Raw genomic sequence first — 18,933 nt, forward strand, 5'->3', positions numbered from 1 at the left:
TTAAATAAAAAAATCGGGCCTTAGCCCGATTTTAGAGAGCGATAACCTTAGAACCAGTAAGCTATTTATTGGCTTCGAGTACTTTCGCCACTGCCCGTTCAAGACGTGCCAAACCTTCTTTGATGTCTTCTTCGGGAATAATCAAAGAAGGGGCAAAACGGATCACGTTGGGGCCTGCTACCAGTACAAATAAACCTTCTTCTGCCGCAGCGGTTAAAAAGGCTTTAGCGTTCCCCGCAAATTGCTCGACAACTTCCGCTCCCATTAACAAGCCCATACCACGAATGTCTTTGAAGACATGGTACTTTTCATTGATGGCGTTAAGGCCTTCAACAAATAAGTCGTGGCGTTTTTTAACCCCTTCAAGCACCTCTGGGGTGGTGATAATATCAATGACTGCTTCGGCAATGGCGCAAGCCATTGGGTTGCCGCCATAGGTACTACCATGGGTACCAAAGACAAAACTTTGTGCGACATGGTCTTTTGCAATCATTGCTGCAACTGGGAAGCCGTTACCTAACGCTTTTGCAGAGGTTAGGATGTCTGGCGTGACACCAAGCTGCTCGTAAGCGAAGAAAGTACCTGAACGACCTACACCAGATTGTACTTCATCGTATACTAGTAGCGCTTTATGTTGATCACACAACTCGCGTACTTGTTTGGCAAAGGTTTTGTCGGCAGGAATGATCCCTCCTTCCCCTTGAATAGGCTCCATGACAACGGCACAGGTCTTGTCGGAAATCAGCGATTTGAGTTCTTCAATATCGTTGAAATGACAGTGAGTGATGCCCTTTGGTGTTGGTTCAAAGCCTTCTTTGTACTTAGGTTGACCACCGACAGAGACGGTAAACAAGGTACGTCCATGGAAAGATTGGTAGAAAGAGATAATTTCGTTCTTTTCTGGACCAAAATGATCAAACGCGTAACGACGAGCCAATTTAAACGCTGCTTCGTTGGCTTCTGCCCCAGAGTTGCAGAAGAATACTCGATCAGCAAAGGTTTTCTCGGTTAGCTTTTTCGCTAATCGCAATGCTGGCTCATTAGTCATGATATTGGCTAAATGCCAAAGTTGCCCTGCTTGTTCGCGCATGACGTTGACCAATGTTGGGTGAGAATGACCCAATGCAGTAACGGCAATACCGCCTGCAAAATCGATATATTCTTTGCCTTCTTGATCCCATACGCGAGAGCCTTCGCCGCGCACTGGAATAATCGCAGAAGGGGCGTAGTTAGGAAACATTACTTCGTCAAATGTTGCTCTCGTTACTTGTTCTGTCACTTTTATATACCTCGTTAAGATGGGCGACTGTTAGGCCAGTCGCCCTTTGGTTTATATCAGATTTCTCAGCTCACGAATAGCAACAGTGATCATTGCAAGCGTTAAATCCGACTCGGATTTGATTTCTCCGAAGGTCGTTCTGTAATGCTGAATGTTATCGCTGTTCTGTTCGCGCCAATGGGCCAATCTTTCTTCCTGTTCCTTGATATCAGGGCTGGATTGAATGACTTCTTGAGTGAGGGTTCTTAAGCTATTATCAACTTCATCCCCTAGGCCTGCTTTTGCACGACGTTGCCACATGTCGCTTGCGACCAGCTCGCTAACACTATGACGTAACCAATGTAGTTCGAGGTCCATTTCTAGGGCGAAGTAGGTTTGCGCTACATCCAATACTTCCTTATCAGTGTTAGCGGCAACACGAATAATGTCCAATCCATAGAACAGGTAGTGCAACGAGGATATTTGATGGGCAATGTCCTCAGGAATCTCTTGTTCTACCAGTTCCAATGTGATGTCCGTTAGGTGTTGTTGGCTAGGCTCGGTCAAAATGGCTTGCATATTGGCACGAATGATTTCCACACCCGGCTTGTAAGTGTCTTTCAGTTTTTGAATAGACAAGCTTTCTCGAGTATTGCGCAGTAACCATAGCGTTGCGTGTTCAAGCAAATTTTGAATACGAATCAATAGTTTATTTAAGAGGCTATTGTCAACTTTGAAATCAAGGTTGTTGATGGCATTCCAAAGTGCTGGAATGCCAAAAATATCCTCTGCAGCCATGTAGGCACGTACTAAATTCAAGGCTGATGCACTGGTTTCTTCTTGCACGTAAGTGCTGAAGGTTGGGCCCATGCGGTTGCCTATATTATTGGTAACATGACCTGCAATGATCTCTTGTAGCAAAGGGTGAGATGCCATTTGACTGTCAAAGCGTTTGCCCAATTGAGGAGGGAAGTATTGGTGGATTTGCGTGAGCAAGTCTGGGTCTTCGCCAATACCATCCTCAACTAATTGCTCAGATAGCTTAATCTTAGAATAGGCCAGCAACACTGAAATTTCAGGGCGAGTTAAGCCTTGTCCTTTGTTCATGCGTTTCTTAATTTGCGCATCGCTTGGTAAAAATTCGATTTCACGATTTAGGCGACCTTCGCGAACTAAGGATTGAATTAGACGCCAATGGTCAGCTAAGCGTTCCGTTGCTTGCGAGTTAGCAAGCGATAGTACATGGCTTTGCCCTAAGTTATGGCGCAATACCAAACGGCCCACTTCATCGGTCATTTCGGCCAATAAGGTGTTACGTTGCTTCTCCGTCATATCACCGTTTTCTACCACACGGTTTAGCAGAATCTTAATGTTTACTTCATGGTCTGAGCTGTCGACACCAGCAGAGTTGTCAATGGCGTCTGTGCTGATCAAACCACCATTCTGAGCAAACTCAATACGACCACGCTGTGTTAGCCCTAGGTTACCGCCTTCGCCAACAATCTTACAACGAAGCTCTCTGCCATCGACACGGAGGGCGTTGTTTCCGCTATCGCCAACATCCGCATGCGTTTCACTCTCCGCTTTTACATAGGTACCGATGCCGCCGTTCCACAACAAATCGACAGGGGCTTTGAGAATAGCGTTGATCAAATCCGTAGGGGCCATGGACTTCATGTTGCCTTCGATTCCTAAGGCTTTACGAATGTCTGCATTGATTGGAATGGATTTTGCCGAACGATTGAAAATGCCGCCGCCTTTAGAAATCAACTCTTTATTATAATCTTCCCAAGAGGACCGTGGCAGTTTGAACATGCGTTCACGTTCTGCGAACGAGGTTTCTGGGTCCGGCGTTGGGTCAATGAAAATATGCATGTGGTTGAAGGCTGCTATTAACTTGGTGTGTTTGGACAGTAGCATACCGTTACCAAATACATCCCCTGCCATATCGCCAATGCCGACAGCCGTAAAGTCGGTGGTCTGGCAATCGATGCCAATTTCTTTGAATTGACGTTTGACGGATTCCCATGCACCACGGGCGGTAATCCCCATTTTCTTATGGTCGTATCCGTTAGAACCACCAGAAGCAAAGGCATCACCTAACCAGAAACCGTATTTTGCTGAAATGCTGTTTGCCAAATCGGAGAAGGTTGCGGTGCCTTTATCAGCGGCAACAACTAGGTATGGATCATCTTCGTCATAACGTTCAACGCAGGCGGGTGGGACTAATTCGTTTTGAACCAAATTGTCGGTGATATCGAGTAAACCACTGATAAAGGTGGTGTAACAACGGACGACTTCGGCCTGAATATCCTCACGAGAGGCATTTTTCTTCAATTGTTTGGCGACGAAGCCACCTTTTGCGCCCGTCGGAACGATTACGGCGTTTTTCACCATTTGTGCTTTGACCAAACCAAGCACTTCGGTGCGGAAGTCTTCCATCCGGTCAGACCAGCGTAACCCCCCACGAGCGACTTTGCCCCCGCGCATATGGACCCCTTCGACCCAAGGTGCATAAACGAAGATTTCGAATTTAGGGCGCGGTAGTGGCACCGCTGGAATCATGGATGGATCCAGCTTAAATGACACGTAGTCTTTGATGTTGCCGTTTTCATCGGCTTGGTAGAAGTTGGTACGAATCATCGCCTGCACAACAGACAGGTAATGTTTCAAAATACGGTCTTCATCAAGGTTGGCCACTTGGTCTAAGGCCGCTTCAATCTTCTCTAGCAGTTTTTGAACTTTCTCATCACGCTTAGCGGTTTGGTTTGGATCAAAGCGCTGTTCGAATAATTGCACAAGTAAACGAGCAATGTTGGCGTTTTTTTCCAGCGTTTGTTGCATGTACTGCACAGAGAAGGGGACTTGTAATTGCATCAAGTACTTAGTTAAAGCACGTAACATGGTGACTTGACGCCATGATAGGGAAGCATCCAACACTAAGGCATTGAAGCGGTCGTTTTCAACGCGGCGGCTGAAGACTTGGCTAAAGGCTTCTTGGAAGGATTCACGTTGTGTGTTTTTCTCAAGGTTTACATCGGCATCAACACTGATGGCGAATTCGACAATCCATGTGTTTTTGATGTTTTCTTCATGATTGTCCAGCTCATAAGGACGTGCTTCTAAAACGCGTAGCCCCATGCACTCTAAAATAGGGAGTACATCTGATAATACTAGTGTGGTGCCAGAGCCATAGACTTTAAAGAAATAGTGGTTTTTGCTTTGTCCTACTTGGCGGTATAGATGGGTACTAATATCGCCTTCGCCAGCCAATGAATTTAACCGTTCAATGTCTAATACGGCGGCATTGGGGGAGAAATCCTCGCGATAAGCAGCGGGTAGGTAAGGCGCGTATTGAGCATACAGTTTATTACCGCCTTCCTCTCCATTGCTGGTTTGTAATGCAGTGAGCAACTTATCATCCCACGAGCTCATCGCTTCTTGCATTTTACGTTGAATGTCGTCTACATCGACATTTGGGCTGTTTTTAGGGTCGGCAATTTGGATGGTGAAGTTTACACGGGCCAATACCATTTGTGAGAATTGGACATTGAACTCAGCACTGGTGCCGTTGCAAGCGGTCATCAAGATATCTTGCATTTTGATGCGGATTTCAGTGTTGTAACGATCACGCGGTACGTAGACTAAGGCGTTTAAGAAACGACCATAAATGTCTTTACGGATAAATACTCGTAGTTGACGACGCTCTTGAATCGCAAGAATTCTTTCAATGGTACCGTAAAGCTCTTCCACGGGGGCGTGTAGCATTTCGTCACGTGGGTAGCTGTTGAGGATGTGTTTTAAATTTTTGCCTTTATGGCTGTTTGGATCCACATTGGCTTTTTCAATAATGTGCGCCAATTTTTTGCGAAGTAGTGGAACGTCTTGCATGCGCGCGATGTAAGCGGCAGAGGAGTACAAACCGAAGAAACGCCATTCGCCGATGACTTCTCCTTTTTTGTCAAAACGTTTAATGCCAAGGTAATCAAGGTGAACCGGGCGGTGTACCGTGGAGATGGCGGTTGATTTGGTTAAGATCAGAATATTATCTGGGTCTATAGCTAACCCTGCGAGATCATCATTCAAGACGATGTCACGTTTCACTTTCTTATCGTTGGTGTCACGGAAAGTACCAAGACCGGAGCCATCGACTAATTTAAGGTGTGTTTCCTCTTTTTCTTTGACCAAGTCATAAGCGCGGAAGCCGATAAAAGTGAAGTGGTTGTTACCGACCCAGCGAAGAAAATCTAAATTTTCTTGATGATTATCTTTGTCTTTTAAATGTGAGATTTTTTCTGACTCAGCAATGGCTTCGTTGAGTCTCTTTTGCATGATCGACCAGTCTTCGACGGTTTTTTTCACGTCGGCTAAACTGTTGAGTAGCTCTTCTTTAATGTCATCAAGCAGGTTGGTATCGGACAGACGATCAATTTCAAAGCGCATCAGGGCTTCGGTGATGCCACCTTGAATGTTTTCGGCAACTTCCTCCAATTCCCCTTTTTTATTTCGTTTAACCTGGATAACAGGATGGGCCGTTAAGTGAATAGTGTGTCCAAGGCGAACCAATGCCATGTTAAAGGAAGACACTAAAAACGGCATGTCATCGGTTAAAATCTCGATAACGGTATGGGTGGATTGCCAGCTGTGCTCTTCGAAGTTAGGGTTATAAACTCGAACCTTAGGTTGGTGGCCGGTGCGCAGTTGTAAGAAGTCCCATAGGCAAATGATCGTGCCGTATAAATTCTCTATGGGCTCATTGATCATGTCTTCTTCTAAAGCATCCCGAAAGTACAGGCGCGTTAGATTGCTGATGTATTGGGCTTCACTCGCACTAAAGTTGTCTCTGATTTCAGCTTCAATGCGATCTATTATTTCGCTTTTTTTGTTGTCGATCATTAGAACTTTTCCTCATTTGGCGTTCTGATTCTGATAAAGCTAGCTGTAGTTGGCAAATAACGAAACTTTTAGTTTTTGATGCGAGTGTCTATTAATAAAAGTATACTCTATTAAAACTATATTAATTTCGTGATTGCGACATTTGTTTGCTGTGTCTGGTATCATTCACTAGAAAAAGTGAGTTTTTAGCAAATCATCATGTCGACATTCATTTTAAACGAAATAATGCTCTAATTTATCTACTTATCGCAGGATAATAAATTGTACAAGAACGAATTCGCATCACGAGAAATCATGCAGGCGAGCAAAAAACCGCAAAAGTACGGTTTTTTGCTGTTGCCTAACTATTCTATGCTGGGATTTTCTTCAGCCATTGAAACCTTGCATATGGCGAACTGGGTGACAGGAAAAGAGCTTTATGGCTTTTGTACGATTGGCCATGAGAAACAGTCAATTCCTTCTAACACGGGCATTAGCACGCTTACCGACTACTTAACCAGTGACGCGCCAAGGGATTTAGATGCGATTTTTGTGTGTGGTGCTTCCCCTGTGACACAAAACGAAAGTAAAAGTTTAGAAATTTGGCTAAAGAAACAAGCGAAGCAGGGTGTTAGTCTCGGGGGAATTTGTACGGGAAGTTACTTATTAGCCAAATCGGGGCTGTTAAGTGATTATCGTGCGACCATTCATTGGTGGGATATGGCGAATTTGCGCGATGAGTTTCCTAACATCATCGTGTCGAATCACCTGTTTGAGGTTGATAGAGATCGCTTTACCTGTAGTGGGGGCTCTGCCGCCATGGATATGATGCTGTTTTTGATCGGTAAGCAACATGGAATGACATTGGCCAGTAGTATTTCAGAACAGTTTGTTTGTGAGCGCATTCGTATGCATGACGACCCACAGAGAATCCCATTGCAGGCGAGAATTGGAACCGGACAACCCAAACTGGTGGAAGCGGTACAGTTGATGGAAGCGAATATTCGTGAGCCTCTTTCTTCGGATGATATTGCCTACCATGTTGGTGTCTCGAGACGCCATTTAGAACGGCTTTTTAAACAAAACCTCGACGTTGTGCCATCCCGTTACTATCTTGAGTTACGCCTTAAACACGCCAAGCAGCTTTTAATGAAAACAGACAAATCCATTATGGAGGTGGGATTCGAATGCGGTTTTACCACGGCGCCACATTTTAGTACCACTTATAAGGGCTTTTTTGGGCTCACTCCCAGAGATGAACGCAAAAATTTGCAGATTCAGGCTTATCCACCTGTTCAATCGGACAGGAATAAAAGACAACTGTGGCGAAAATAATTTAGAATACGCCCCCTTTGCATCATGGTGTTATGTTGGAGATCCTCGATCTTGCCTATATGGCTCTTCTATGGCGTAAAAATTGGATGTTGACGCTGTGTGTGTTTTAACACCCAAAATAAAAGTTAAGCGGAAATTTAAAAAGGTAATAAACAATGTCAAAAGCCCCTGCGCTAGAGCTCATTGATATACATAAGACATTTACGGATGTAGAGGTGCTCAAAGGCATTAGTCTGAAAGCTTATGATGGGGATGTTATATCCATTCTTGGTTCCAGTGGCTCAGGTAAAAGTACCTTTTTGCGCTGTATTAATCTGCTTGAGAACCCAACTAAAGGCGAAATTATCTTTAATGGTGAGTCATTAAAGTTGGCATCAAGTGGTCGTGATTTAGCAGCGGCCGATATGAAGCAGTTGACAAAAATGCGTCAACAGATTGGTTTTGTTTTTCAGAGCTTCAATTTATGGCCCCATATGACAGTGCTGCAGAATGTTATGGAAGGGCCTGCTCATGTCTTAAAGCGCCCGAAACAGGAAGTGATGGACTATGCTGAACACTTACTAAATAAAGTTGGGATTGCGGATAAAAAACACATGTATCCGAATCAACTATCAGGTGGTCAGCAACAACGAGTTGCTATTGCTCGTACCCTGGCCATGGATCCACAGGTCATTTTGTTTGATGAGCCTACTTCAGCCCTTGACCCTGAGTTAGTTGGGGAAGTATTGGGTGTCATGCGAAAACTGGCTGAAGAGGGCCGAACCATGCTTATCGTCACCCATGAAATGAGCTTCGCCAAAGAAGTTTCTAGTGAAGTGGTGTTCCTGCATAAAGGTGTGGTCGAGGAAAAAGGCACACCAGATAAGGTGTTTAACTCGCCAGATTCTGAACGCTGTAGAGCGTTCTTATCCAGTACTTATTAGTTTATCTGTCTCTTTGGGATGACTCTCTTAGCAGATATGAAGTAAGTACTTGCTATTAATTATTTTTTCGTTGTGAAAGGACGGTTGTAGGCGCGCTATTCATTGTGCGTACTGCAATCATTGTGCGTTTTAAAAGGGGAATATTATGACATTTAAAAAAATCGTATTGGGTTCTGCGCTAGTGACTGGCGCCTTGCTGTCTTCTGTTATGGTTCAAGCGCAAGAAACCATTCGCTTTGCCACAGAAGGGGCATTCGCTCCGTTTAATTATATGGATAACACTGGCAAACCAGTTGGTTTTGATGTCGATATCGCTCATGCGCTATGTAATGACCTGAAAGCGAAATGTGTAATCGTGACTCAGGATTGGGACGGTTTGATTCCTGGCCTTAAAGTCCATAAGTACGATGCCATCATTGCTTCCATGTCGATTACACCAGAGCGTGAGAAAGTCGTGGCTTTCACGAATAAATATTACTCTGGTGGTGTGCGTTTTATGGGGTTAGTTGGTAAGAACTTTGATCTTAAGGATCTATCGGGTAAAACCATCGGTGCACAGCGAGCGACTGTAGCGGCTCAGTACCTCGAAGATCATTACGGTAAAACCGCTAATATTAAGCTATACGACAACCAAGATAATGTGTATCTAGACCTTGAATCTGGTCGTTTAGACATCGTATTGTCTGATGAATTGCCTACTTACAACTGGCTGAAAACATCAGGAAAAGGCGGTAAGTTTGAATTTAAAGGTAAAGCCTTCTTGAAAACCGATCAAATCGGCATTGCGGTTCGCAAAGGTGATACCAAGTTGAAAGATCAGCTTAATAAAGCGATTAAAGACATTCGCGAAAACGGTACTTACCAGAAAATCAATGCTAAGTACTTCCCGTTCTCTATCTACTAAGCGTTAGCTAACTAGATAGCGATGATAAAAAACCTTTGGTGGTTTTCACCAAAGGTTTTTAATTTTCTAGCTTATTCTGAGATGTTTATATGATTGATCTTCATGGATTCGGTGATCAGCTTTTACAAGGTGCATTGATAACCGTGGAGCTGGCAATGGCTTCTTTGGCTGTAGGCCTTGTTTTGGGCTTGTTAGGGGCAGCGGCCAAGCTGTCATCCATTGCGCCATTACGTTGGCTTGCAACCATTTACACCACCATTGTCCGTGGTATTCCAGAGTTACTCACCGTATTGATTATTTACTTTGGGGCAACCATTGTTTTGATGGCTATCGCTAGTCAGTTTGGTTACGACGACTATATTGAAGTTGGCCCCTTTGCGGCGGGTGTGACCGCTTTAGGTTTAACCTTTGGGGCTTATGCTACTGAAGTCTTTCGTGGTGCTCTGCAGTCGATTCCCAAAAGTCAGCACGAAGCGGCGACGGCGCTAGGTATGGGCGCGTTTAGAAAGTTCCAGCGAATTATCTTGCCGCAAGTATGGCGCGTTGCGTTACCTGGGTTGGGTAATTTGTTTTTGGTTTTGTTAAAGGATACGGCACTGGTATCGATTGTTGGCTTGGATGACATCATGCGGAAGGCCAATATTGCCGTGAGCAGTACTAAGCAGCCTTTTTTGTTTTACGCCACAGCAGCGGTCATGTATCTGCTACTGACCATTATTTCAATGGTGGTTGTTACATGGTTAGAAAAACGCGCGAGTCGCGGCATGAGAAGAGGATAAACGATGGATTTTTCTGTGGTAGTCGAGTATTTCCCTCGTTTATTGGAAGGTGCTTGGGTCAGTGTGCAGTTGGTTGCATTGTCTGTTGTGTTGGGGGCGCTGGTCGCCTTACCGATCGCGCTGGCACGTATTTCTCAAAATTGGTGGATTAAAGGGTTCCCTTACGCTTATATTTTCTTTTTTCGCGGTACACCGCTGTTGGTACAGATTTTTTTGGTCTACTACGGTGCTTCACAATTCGATGTGGTTCGTGAGAGTATTTTATGGCCAATACTTCGTGAGCCTTACTGGTGTGCCATTATCGCTTTTACCTTGAATACATCGGCGTATACCGCTGAAATCTTTCGTGGCGCAATTCAAGCGATTCCTGAAGGAGAAGTGGAAGCGTGTAAAGTGGTTGGGATGACAAAGGCTCAGATGTATCGTCGTGTCCTATTGCCGCGTGCATTTGGGATCGTTTTGCCTGCTTATGGTAATGAAATTATCTTAATGCTCAAAGGCAGTGCCTTAGCGAGTACCATTACGATACTGGATTTAACGGGGATGGCGAGAACCATTATTGCTCGAACTTATACGCCGATTGAGATATTTCTCGCTGCGGGGGGGATTTATTTGGTTATCAGTATGGTGATTATTGCCATCTTCCGTCAGGTAGAGAAACGTCAAAACCGTTACCTTGGAACGGTGTCGATTAAGGTGCCAGATAAAGGTTAACATACAACGGGGAGGATGTTTTAAAATATAAAAAGAGGCTTTATATGGCCTCTTTTTTAACGTCAACAGTCTACAAACAACGCCTAAATAAGGCGCTGTTGCGAAAGATGCTACCAGCAAAAGTTTGTATTAAATGGCATCTGCGCCGGTTTCGCCCGTGCGGATTCGAATGACTTGCTCAAGCTCAGACACAAATATTTTACCATCCCCAATCTTACCGGAGTTGGCGCTGTTTTTAATGGCTTCAATGGCTTTGTCTAACTCACCGTCATCAACGGCCAATTCCAATTTCACCTTTGGTAGAAAGTCGACGACGTATTCTGCGCCACGGTATAGTTCTGTATGACCTCTTTGGCGGCCAAACCCTTTTACTTCTGTCACCGTTATACCGCTAATGCCAATCTCAGACAGGGCCTCACGTACTTCATCTAACTTGAAGGGTTTAATAATCGCTGTAATTAACTTCATTTTTCTCTCCATACAAAACGGGTTCTATACGCTAAAAGTAACACTCTCTTGTAAAAGTCGCCACTTGCACGTGAATTATGCGCTATATTAATTTTGCGGAGTTGGAATCAGAGGGGATAGGTATGCATGAATTAGAGGGCGTTATGGCGTTTGAGAGGGGGATAGATGGCTTTATCAAGCACATTCGCTCTGTTCTTTATGAGCGAGCGAATGTGCGATTGTCCCAGCACGCGACACCGCAAAATCTCGCTACGCTTTTTTTGCAGCAGGGTAAGTGTCCATTACAGTTGCGTTTTGTTGTTCTAGCGGTAGACCATGATCAGTCTTTAGGGCGTTTATCTTGGCTGGATCAAAATGGTTGTGATCATGTCTGCTGTTATGTGAATGAGTCGTTTCACTGTGTTGTACGTAAACGTAATGGTAAATGGAGTGAGCAAAAGCATAAGGTTGATGATCTGTGTGCGCGTCGCTTATTGGATCTGCTTGCCGCCTGATTGGACAAGGGTAAGTGGGTGGATCGAGAGGAAATTGAGTGAAAAGCAATAAGATAAAATAGCCATCGTGTTGCTCAATAGGATGGCTATTTTTTATAAGTGGCGTTAACTTGTTAGAATGCCTAAGTTAGTCCAAATTATTCAGAGCATCCAAATCTTCAGACAGCGGCTCGTGATATTTTCTGCCTAATTCGTGGACCGCATCAATCAGATACTTAGGATGATCTGGGTGAACAAATTGATGGATACCATGGCCAAGGTTAAAGACATGGCCTGTGCCGTGACCATAGCCAGATAATACCAATTCCACTTCCCGTTCAATGACATCTTTATCGGCGTATAAAACGCAAGGGTCAATATTGCCTTGCAGCGCCACTTTGTCGCCCACTCGTGCACGGGCTTCGGCGATATCGGTTGTCCAGTCCAAGCCTAACGCATCGGGTCCGGTTGCCGCCATGTTTTCTAACCATTGTCCGCCATTTTTAGTGAACATGATCACTGGAATGCGTCTGCCTTCGTGTTCACGAATCAAGCCGTCTAAGATCTGTTTCATGTAAAGCAAAGAAAACTGTTGGTACATCGGGCCACTTAGAGCGCCGCCCCAAGTATCAAAAATTTGTACTGCTTGTGCACCCGCTTTGATCTGGCCATTCAAATAAGCGGTCACGGATTGGGCAAGTTTGTCCAGCAAGCCATGCAGTACCTCTGGGTTTTGGTACATCATGCCTTTGATATGGCGAAAATCTTTGCTGGAGCCTCCTTCTACCATATAGGTTGCCAGTGTCCATGGGCTCCCAGAAAAGCCAATCAGTGGCACATGGCCATTTAAAGCGTGACGAATGGTGGAGACGGCTTTCATGACGTAATCTAGGTCATCCGCTGAAGTAACGGGAAGCGCTTCCATGTCCGCTTGAGAGCGAACGGTATGCTTGAATTTTGGGCCTTCACCTGTTTCAAAATATAGCCCTAACCCCATGGCATCAGGAATGGTTAAAATGTCTGAAAACAAAATCGCGGCGTCTAGATCATAGCGTTCCAAAGGCTGTAATGTCACTTCGCAGGCAAAAGCGTCATTTTTGCATAGACTTAAAAAGTCGCCTGCTGTGGCCCTGCTTGCACGGTATTCTGGGAGATAGCGGCCAGCTTGGCGCATCATCCAAACGGGGGTGGTATCGACCGGCTGTTTGAGTAGGGCGCGTAAAAAGCGATCATTTTTAAGCTCAGGAAACATTCAGACTCTCCACTGGAAATTGTAAGTTGTATCATTTTACCTAAGTTGATTTAGAAAAGCAGATTCAATAAACCTAATTTATGCCAAATAGTCGGATAAAGACTAATTGCATTGATTTATCGCATGCATTAGTCGCCTACATAACGTCTCAAACTGTGGATTTGTACTCGCTGTAAAGCGTGTTGAATATCACCTGATTGATGTAAGTCTTTGAGTACGCTAGGAAACACGGCTTTGACTTGTTTTACCGTCATGCCAGGTTTTAAATGAGGGGAATAAAGGGCTTTTAGCAGAATGTAATCTAATGGACTGAGATAGGTATCGATACTGTGATCGTTAAAGACCGAGGGGAAAACCTCATCGGAATCGTTTGGTAGACCAAGTAGTTGAGTAATTTCTTCGACGACGCAGTCTAATAAGCGTGCTTTCTCGCGGGCATAATCCACGGGAATAATAATGATGCCGCTGGTGATTTCATGGCGTTGATTGATGCGAAAATTACCTAAGCAGACAGCTTCGTTAAGCGCTTTGCGTATTTTATCTGGATCACCAATGTATTGGCGGACTTTGTCTTCAATGTTTTTGTATCGAGTAAAAATGACAAGGATGCCCGCTCCCTTTGCTTGCTTGGTAAAATAGATGGGCATGCCTGAAATATAGGCAAGGTGGCGCATTTGAACCGTGAGTAGGTCAAGCTGTAGCTTTGCATCGCCAGTGTCGCTTTCAAAATAAACAGAAATCGGTTTTTCCCAACGCACCAATTTAGGGTGTTTGGTTTCCTTATATTCTCGCTCAAGGGCGATCTTGATAAAGCTCTGCGTTATGTAGGCGTCATTTTGCCAGCGTTCTTGAGCGACGGCGGGCAGGCCAAAAAAAGTTAAGAAAACACTCAAATAGGCGTGTTTAATGAGTGTTTTTCCTAGGAAGGATTTATTCTGGATCACTCGACGATGGGGCGGTGAGTTGATTGGCATAATGATATAAAGCGTCCAATGAATCCGGTGTAAAGGGCAATTGCTTATGATTGTTCAATACCTCATCGACACTCATTTCGTGCACGGAAGCCACTTCTTTGGCTTGTAATACCAGCGGACCGTGAATACTTTCATCGTAGCAACAGCTGTAAATTTTCCCCCAAATTTTGAAGCCTGTGCCTTCCGTGTAAAAAATGCCATGGGAGGTAAGGTCAGCGTCAAAGCCCATTTCTTCTTTTAGTTCGCGATGAGCGGACTCGATATAGGATTCCCCTGTTTCGACCACTCCACCTGTTGCGACACCATAAAAACCGGGGCAAAAGGCCTTATTATCTGTGCGTTTTTGAATGAGTAAATTGCCCTTGGTATTAAAAACAAGGATATAGGTAACACGGTGGTAATCTTCACCAAATTTCATTAAACGGCGCGCAACTTCGCCAATAACCGTGTTGTTTTTATCAACAAGTGTAATGATTTCATCGGTGGCAGACATAAGGCTCTCAGGTAATAAAGTGAATTGGCTATTAAAAAGCACACCCGTTAAAGGGTATCGGCATTTGACGTGAAAGAAAAGCATTTGCAGGAAAAGTACTGGAATGAAACGGGATAATCATCTCAAGTTGGAAAAAGACGTGTCTTTTTGAGAGAAAGACTCAGTACAGATCTTGTAATGGTTGAGTCATGAATTAAGAAAGCCTTATCATAGCGATGTAAGCATTGTGCTTAGAAACCTTTAATCATTATGGGACATGATACTGTGCAGATTTCTGATAACGATATTTTAGCCCTGACGCTGTCTAATCCAACGCATCTCGATCCGTTTGAATTTACTTTTCCTGGAGGAGTTGGGTTTGTTGTGGATACAGGGATTTTTCGTTTTGAACCGATGTCTACTCGGTTATCTCATGATCCAGTGAGCTTAGTTTTGTCAGTAGGGATTCATGGCAATGAAACGGGGCCGATAGAGTTGGTAAATCAACTGGTAAAAGACATTTTGTTGGGTAATTTGTCTTTAGCAATACGTCTATTGGTGGTGATTGGTAATCCGGTGTCTGCTAATCAAGCTACCCGCTTTTGTGAAGTGAATTTAAACCGTTTGTTTAATGGTGCTTGGCAACCATATTTAACGAATGAAGGAGCCGGGCTTGGACTTAATGAAGCCCGCCGGGCAGAGCAACTAGAAAAGGCCGTGAGCGATTTTTATGGGCAAGACTCTCATGGCACATTACGATTACATTACGATCTACACACCGCCATCCGTGCCTCTAAATACGAAAAATTTGCAGTGCATCCCTTTCTAGAAGAGCCCGTCTATCAGCATGCTCAGTTTGGATTCTTAGTTGCCTCAGGGATTGAAGCGGTCCTTTTGTCGCACCAGCCAACCACCACCTTTTCTTATTATTCCTATGCCGCCCACCGTGCCAATAGCTTTACGATTGAGTTAGGTAAAGTGCATCCCTTTGGTGAAAATGACTTGTCGAGTTTTACACAAATACAAAAGGCGCTAATCATCCTGCTAGAAAACGCGACGTTAGCACAGGGGGATTTATCGTCGATTCAGGTCTTTGCCGTTCAAGACGCTTTGGTAAAAAATGCTGATGATTATCAGCTGACCATTGCAGAAGATGAGGAAAACTTCACTGATTTTGATGAAGGCTATGAGTTGGCGACTTCTTCAGCTGGTGGCTATCGTATTGCGAAAACAGGTGATGCCATTGTGTTTCCGAATGCGAAGGTGCCGATCGGTCAACGAGCTGGCTTGGTTGTGCGTCCCATTGCTATTAATTCTTTAGCGTTTGAATTAACCTCCTAATACTATTTTTGTCATTTTGATGGAATAGGTTATAGCACATGGATGTGACTTGAAAATCACCATTCTTTACTATATTGTTACGTTATAACGTAATTTATATCTAGTAGGACTGAGGTAAGTGATGAATAAGCTATTGATGGCGCTTAGTGTATCGATGTTATCGCCTATGGTGTTGGCGAAACCAACGGTCGTGACCAGTATTAAGCCTGTGTCCATGGTGGTGGCAGCCATTGCTGGGGATCGTGCGAATATTGAACAAATTGTCTCTAGTACCGCCTCCCCCCATGATTTTGCCATGCGCCCCTCTGATTTACGTAAAATAGGTCAAGCGGATGTGGTGGTTTGGGTCGGTGAGTCTCTAGAACGTTTTCTGGAAAAACCGTTGGAAAATGTAGGTAAAGAAAAATCTTCCATTGAATGGTTAACCTTGAATGGTATGACGCTTGAGAACTTTGCCAAAGACCATGATCATGGTGACGAAGAAGATCATGAACATATGGAAGAGGTTGATCACCATGAGGACGATCATCATGATGAAGACCACGGGGAGCACCACCACGATGAAGGTCATCATCATGAAGGGGTGAATCCTCATGTCTGGATGTCGCCCAATAATGCCAAAGTGTTAGCAGAAGCTGTGACAAAACGTTTGTCTAAGTTGGATGCCACTAATGCCAGTTACTATCAGGCTAATTTACAGGCCTTTGAAACCAAGCTAGCGGCGACGGATGCGCAAATTAAAAAAGCCATGCAAGCCGTTCATGGCGTGCCTTACATCGTTTTCCACGATGGCTATGGGTATTTTGAACATCATTATGGATTGAATCATGCCGGCGCCATTACGGTTAGCCCTGAACGTCAGCCTGGCGCGAAAAAAGTGGCGGAGTTGCGTGAAGAAATCACCGAGCATAAGGTGAAATGTGTGTTCAGTGAGCCACAATTTAGCCCCGCGATTGTGAAGACCTTGCTAAGTGGTACTAAGGTTAATACGGCAGTGTTGGATCCGCTGGGTTCAGATATTAAATTAAGCCCAAATGCCTATTTTGATTTCTTAAAATCGCTGAGTCATCAGTTTTCAAGTTGCCTTAAATAAAGGGGGCTTGGGGGGGCGATGAATAGACGAATTTCTTGATATCGCTCTAGGCGTCTTGGCCTGCTGTCGCCGTGCTTGGGGAAAAGTGTCTGCGATGGTAGGCGACTCACTCTGACCTCTGTATAATCAATGCACTTAATTATTCAGAGAAGTCATATGAGCAATACGTCCTCTATTAAGAGTATTCACTCTGACGCTCTCATCGAGAGTGCTCGACACACTTTATCGACTCAAGCTCAATCCTTGCAAAACCTTGCCAATCAAGTGACCGAGGAGTTTGCCAAAGCCGTTCGCATGATTCTTGCGAGCGAAGGGCGCGCCATCATTTGTGGTATGGGAAAATCCGGTCACATTGGTAAAAAAATTGCGGCCACTCTGGCTTCTACCGGAACCCCAAGTTTTTTTCTTCATCCTAGTGAAGCGTTTCATGGTGATTTAGGGATGATTCAGCCGCAAGATGTCTTACTCTTGATCAGTTTTTCAGGGGAGACTGAGGAACTGATACGCTTGCTGCCTTCCCTAAAAGACTTTGGTAACCCATGTATTGCGATGGTGGGTAATCTCGACTCAACGTTGGCAAAACATTGTGACTGTGTACTGGATATTTCCGTAGACAGAGAAACCTGCCCTAATAATCTTGCCCCAACTACGTCGACGACCATGACCACCGCTATGGGGGATGCATTGGCGGTGGCTTTGATGGAATGTCGCAACTTCCAGCCGCAAGATTTTGCACGTTTTCATCCAGGCGGCAGCTTAGGCCGTAAATTACTGACCCGTGTAAAAGACTTAATGCACAAGGATAATTTGCCGGTTTGTGCGCCAGAGACCAGGTTAAAAGAAGCCATCTCGGTGATGACTCATGGTCGTATGGGGGTGGTGGTTATTCAAGACAAAGGCCATTTACTCGGCATCTTCACCGATGGGGATTTACGTCGTGCTATGCTCAAAGAAAGTGAAGGGATGATACATAAGCCGATGTCTGAATTGATGACTGCAAAACCGAAAACCATTAATGAGAACGTTATGATTGTCCAAGCAGAAGAACAAATGCTGCGTGACAAAATCACCTTGCTGGTAGTTGTCAATGATCAGGGCAATTTGACGGGGTTGTTGGAAATCTACGACCGATAAGCTTTGTGGCTGTTGATGAATGTTTGGTGTTTGCAGCGGTTTTATGTGAACGTCCATATTGAATTTATAGGAAAATGACTATGTCTCACGGTAACAAAATCATTAAAATCGGCGACAAAATTGAAGTCGCAAACCATCTTCCTTTTGTATTGTTCAGTGGTATGAATGTACTGGAATCTCGTGATATGGCCATGCGTGTTGCGGAAGAGCATGTCAAGGTAACGGAGGCCTTGGGCATTCCTTATGTGTTCAAAGGCTCGTTTGATAAGGCAAACCGTTCTTCCATCAATTCCTTCCGTGGCCCAGGTATGGAAGAAGGGTTAAAAATTCTGCAAGAAATCAAAGAAACCTTTGGTGTGCCTGTGATTACCGATGTGCATGAAACCTTCCAGTGCGCACCTGTCGCGGAAGTGGCGGATGTCATTCAACTGCCCGCTTTCTTATCTCGTCAAACAGATCTTGTGGTTGCCATGGCGCAAACCGGCGCGGTGATTAATATCAAGAAAGCGCAATTTCTGGCGCCTCATGAAATGAAGCACATTCTGAAAAAATGTGAAGAGGCGGGCAACAGTCATTTAATGTTGTGCGAACGCGGTACTATGATGGGTTACAACAACCTAGTTGTGGATATGTTGGGCTTTGGGGAGATGAAAAAATTCGAATACCCCGTGATGTTCGATGTGACCCATGCTTTGCAGCGCCCTGGTGGTCGTGAAGACTCTGCTGATGGTCGCCGTGCTCAAGTAACCGAGCTGGCCCGTGCGGGTATGTCGCTTGGTCTTTCAAGCTTGTTTCTAGAAACTCACCCTACGCCAGATCAGGCAAAATGCGACGGCCCTTGTGCTTTGCTATTAGGTAAATTGGCTCCCTTCTTAAAACAAATGAAACAGCTTGATGAGCTGGTGAAAACCTTTGAAACGTTAGATACGAGCGCTTAA

16 protein-coding genes are annotated in these 18,933 nt (G+C 44.6%); 10 read left to right on the top strand and 6 right to left on the bottom strand.

What is annotated here, in order from left to right:
- Positions 1-61 precede the first annotated feature (61 nt).
- A complete protein-coding gene (locus AC0VYI_RS05125; protein ID WP_199477788.1) occupies positions 62-1,279 on the bottom strand; it encodes an aspartate aminotransferase family protein in 1,218 nt (405 codons plus the stop codon).
- Between the two features lie 51 nt (positions 1,280-1,330).
- Positions 1,331-6,154: an NAD-glutamate dehydrogenase gene (locus AC0VYI_RS05130; RefSeq protein ID WP_199477789.1), complete on the bottom strand. Its 4,824-nt coding sequence runs from the start codon at positions 6,152-6,154 to the stop codon at positions 1,331-1,333.
- Between the two features lie 294 nt (positions 6,155-6,448).
- Between AC0VYI_RS05130 and AC0VYI_RS05135 the strand changes: the two genes are divergently transcribed.
- From AC0VYI_RS05135 to AC0VYI_RS05155, 5 genes are all read left to right on the top strand, one after another.
- Positions 6,449-7,468 carry a GlxA family transcriptional regulator gene (locus AC0VYI_RS05135; RefSeq protein ID WP_475447750.1) on the top strand — a complete coding sequence of 340 codons (1,020 nt, stop codon included), beginning with the start codon at positions 6,449-6,451 and terminating at the stop codon, positions 7,466-7,468.
- A gap of 155 nt (positions 7,469-7,623) precedes the next feature.
- Positions 7,624-8,391, top strand: coding sequence for an ABC transporter ATP-binding protein (locus tag AC0VYI_RS05140; protein WP_199477791.1), 768 nt, complete (start codon positions 7,624-7,626; stop codon positions 8,389-8,391).
- A gap of 145 nt (positions 8,392-8,536) precedes the next feature.
- Positions 8,537-9,295, top strand: a complete 759-nt coding sequence (locus AC0VYI_RS05145; RefSeq protein ID WP_475447752.1) for a transporter substrate-binding domain-containing protein — start codon at positions 8,537-8,539, stop codon at positions 9,293-9,295.
- An 89-nt stretch (positions 9,296-9,384) separates the two neighbouring features.
- A complete protein-coding gene (locus AC0VYI_RS05150) occupies positions 9,385-10,074 on the top strand; it encodes an ABC transporter permease (protein WP_475447754.1) in 690 nt (229 codons plus the stop codon).
- A 3-nt stretch (positions 10,075-10,077) separates the two neighbouring features.
- On the top strand, positions 10,078-10,788 hold the full coding sequence (locus tag AC0VYI_RS05155) for an ABC transporter permease (protein WP_199477794.1): 711 nt from the start codon (positions 10,078-10,080) through the stop codon (positions 10,786-10,788).
- Between the two features lie 129 nt (positions 10,789-10,917).
- Here AC0VYI_RS05155 and AC0VYI_RS05160 read toward each other — a convergent pair whose 3' ends face one another.
- A complete protein-coding gene (locus AC0VYI_RS05160) occupies positions 10,918-11,256 on the bottom strand; it encodes a P-II family nitrogen regulator (protein WP_067016747.1) in 339 nt (112 codons plus the stop codon).
- 122 nt (positions 11,257-11,378) lie between these two features.
- Between AC0VYI_RS05160 and AC0VYI_RS05165 the strand changes: the two genes are divergently transcribed.
- Positions 11,379-11,750 carry a hypothetical protein gene (locus AC0VYI_RS05165; protein ID WP_199477795.1) on the top strand — a complete coding sequence of 124 codons (372 nt, stop codon included), beginning with the start codon at positions 11,379-11,381 and terminating at the stop codon, positions 11,748-11,750.
- Between the two features lie 127 nt (positions 11,751-11,877).
- Here the strand turns inward: AC0VYI_RS05165 and hemE are convergent, their stop codons facing one another.
- The 3 genes from hemE to AC0VYI_RS05180 all read right to left on the bottom strand — a co-directional run bounded on the left by hemE (position 11,878) and on the right by AC0VYI_RS05180 (position 14,448).
- Entirely contained in the window at positions 11,878-12,981 is a 1,104-nt protein-coding gene (gene hemE, locus AC0VYI_RS05170) for a uroporphyrinogen decarboxylase (RefSeq protein WP_475447757.1), read from the bottom strand.
- Positions 12,982-13,109: 128 nt separating this feature from the next.
- Positions 13,110-13,955 carry a DUF2927 domain-containing protein gene (locus AC0VYI_RS05175; protein ID WP_475447759.1) on the bottom strand — a complete coding sequence of 282 codons (846 nt, stop codon included), beginning with the start codon at positions 13,953-13,955 and terminating at the stop codon, positions 13,110-13,112.
- Complete coding sequence (locus AC0VYI_RS05180) at positions 13,912-14,448, bottom strand: NUDIX hydrolase (protein ID WP_199477798.1); 537 nt, start codon at positions 14,446-14,448, stop codon at positions 13,912-13,914. The genes AC0VYI_RS05175 and AC0VYI_RS05180 overlap by 44 nt, the downstream gene beginning before the upstream one ends.
- Before the next feature lie 249 nt (positions 14,449-14,697).
- Between AC0VYI_RS05180 and astE the strand changes: the two genes are divergently transcribed.
- The 4 genes from astE (at position 14,698) to kdsA (ending at position 18,933) form a co-directional block, all read left to right on the top strand.
- Complete coding sequence (gene astE, locus AC0VYI_RS05185) at positions 14,698-15,768, top strand: succinylglutamate desuccinylase (RefSeq protein ID WP_475447761.1); 1,071 nt, start codon at positions 14,698-14,700, stop codon at positions 15,766-15,768.
- Positions 15,769-15,889: 121 nt separating this feature from the next.
- Positions 15,890-16,861: a zinc ABC transporter substrate-binding protein ZnuA gene (znuA, locus tag AC0VYI_RS05190; RefSeq protein ID WP_475449791.1), complete on the top strand. Its 972-nt coding sequence runs from the start codon at positions 15,890-15,892 to the stop codon at positions 16,859-16,861.
- A gap of 156 nt (positions 16,862-17,017) precedes the next feature.
- Entirely contained in the window at positions 17,018-17,995 is a 978-nt protein-coding gene (locus AC0VYI_RS05195) for a KpsF/GutQ family sugar-phosphate isomerase (protein WP_475447763.1), read from the top strand.
- An 80-nt stretch (positions 17,996-18,075) separates the two neighbouring features.
- Positions 18,076-18,933: a 3-deoxy-8-phosphooctulonate synthase gene (kdsA, locus tag AC0VYI_RS05200; RefSeq protein WP_475447765.1), complete on the top strand. Its 858-nt coding sequence runs from the start codon at positions 18,076-18,078 to the stop codon at positions 18,931-18,933.

Source organism: Marinomonas sp. 63XJN7_9_ISO-PGPR-S23-217 (assembly GCF_056173515.1).

Excerpts from the sequence above, each read along its gene's own strand:
- hemE (WP_475447757.1), bottom strand. The coding sequence starts at position 12,981 with ATGTTTCCTGAGCTTAAAAATGATCGCTTTTTACGCGCCCTACTCAAA.
- astE (WP_475447761.1), top strand. The coding sequence starts at position 14,698 with ATGGGACATGATACTGTGCAGATTTCTGATAACGATATTTTAGCCCTG.
- AC0VYI_RS05140 (WP_199477791.1), top strand. The coding sequence starts at position 7,624 with ATGTCAAAAGCCCCTGCGCTAGAGCTCATTGATATACATAAGACATTT.
- znuA (WP_475449791.1), top strand. The coding sequence starts at position 15,890 with ATGAATAAGCTATTGATGGCGCTTAGTGTATCGATGTTATCGCCTATG.
- AC0VYI_RS05195 (WP_475447763.1), top strand. The coding sequence starts at position 17,018 with ATGAGCAATACGTCCTCTATTAAGAGTATTCACTCTGACGCTCTCATC.
- AC0VYI_RS05130 (WP_199477789.1), bottom strand. The coding sequence starts at position 6,154 with ATGATCGACAACAAAAAAAGCGAAATAATAGATCGCATTGAAGCTGAA.
- AC0VYI_RS05180 (WP_199477798.1), bottom strand. The coding sequence starts at position 14,448 with ATGTCTGCCACCGATGAAATCATTACACTTGTTGATAAAAACAACACG.
- AC0VYI_RS05160 (WP_067016747.1), bottom strand. The coding sequence starts at position 11,256 with ATGAAGTTAATTACAGCGATTATTAAACCCTTCAAGTTAGATGAAGTA.
- AC0VYI_RS05155 (WP_199477794.1), top strand. The coding sequence starts at position 10,078 with ATGGATTTTTCTGTGGTAGTCGAGTATTTCCCTCGTTTATTGGAAGGT.
- AC0VYI_RS05175 (WP_475447759.1), bottom strand. The coding sequence starts at position 13,955 with ATGCCAATCAACTCACCGCCCCATCGTCGAGTGATCCAGAATAAATCC.
- AC0VYI_RS05150 (WP_475447754.1), top strand. The coding sequence starts at position 9,385 with ATGATTGATCTTCATGGATTCGGTGATCAGCTTTTACAAGGTGCATTG.
- AC0VYI_RS05165 (WP_199477795.1), top strand. The coding sequence starts at position 11,379 with ATGCATGAATTAGAGGGCGTTATGGCGTTTGAGAGGGGGATAGATGGC.
- AC0VYI_RS05135 (WP_475447750.1), top strand. The coding sequence starts at position 6,449 with ATGCAGGCGAGCAAAAAACCGCAAAAGTACGGTTTTTTGCTGTTGCCT.
- kdsA (WP_475447765.1), top strand. The coding sequence starts at position 18,076 with ATGTCTCACGGTAACAAAATCATTAAAATCGGCGACAAAATTGAAGTC.
- AC0VYI_RS05145 (WP_475447752.1), top strand. The coding sequence starts at position 8,537 with ATGACATTTAAAAAAATCGTATTGGGTTCTGCGCTAGTGACTGGCGCC.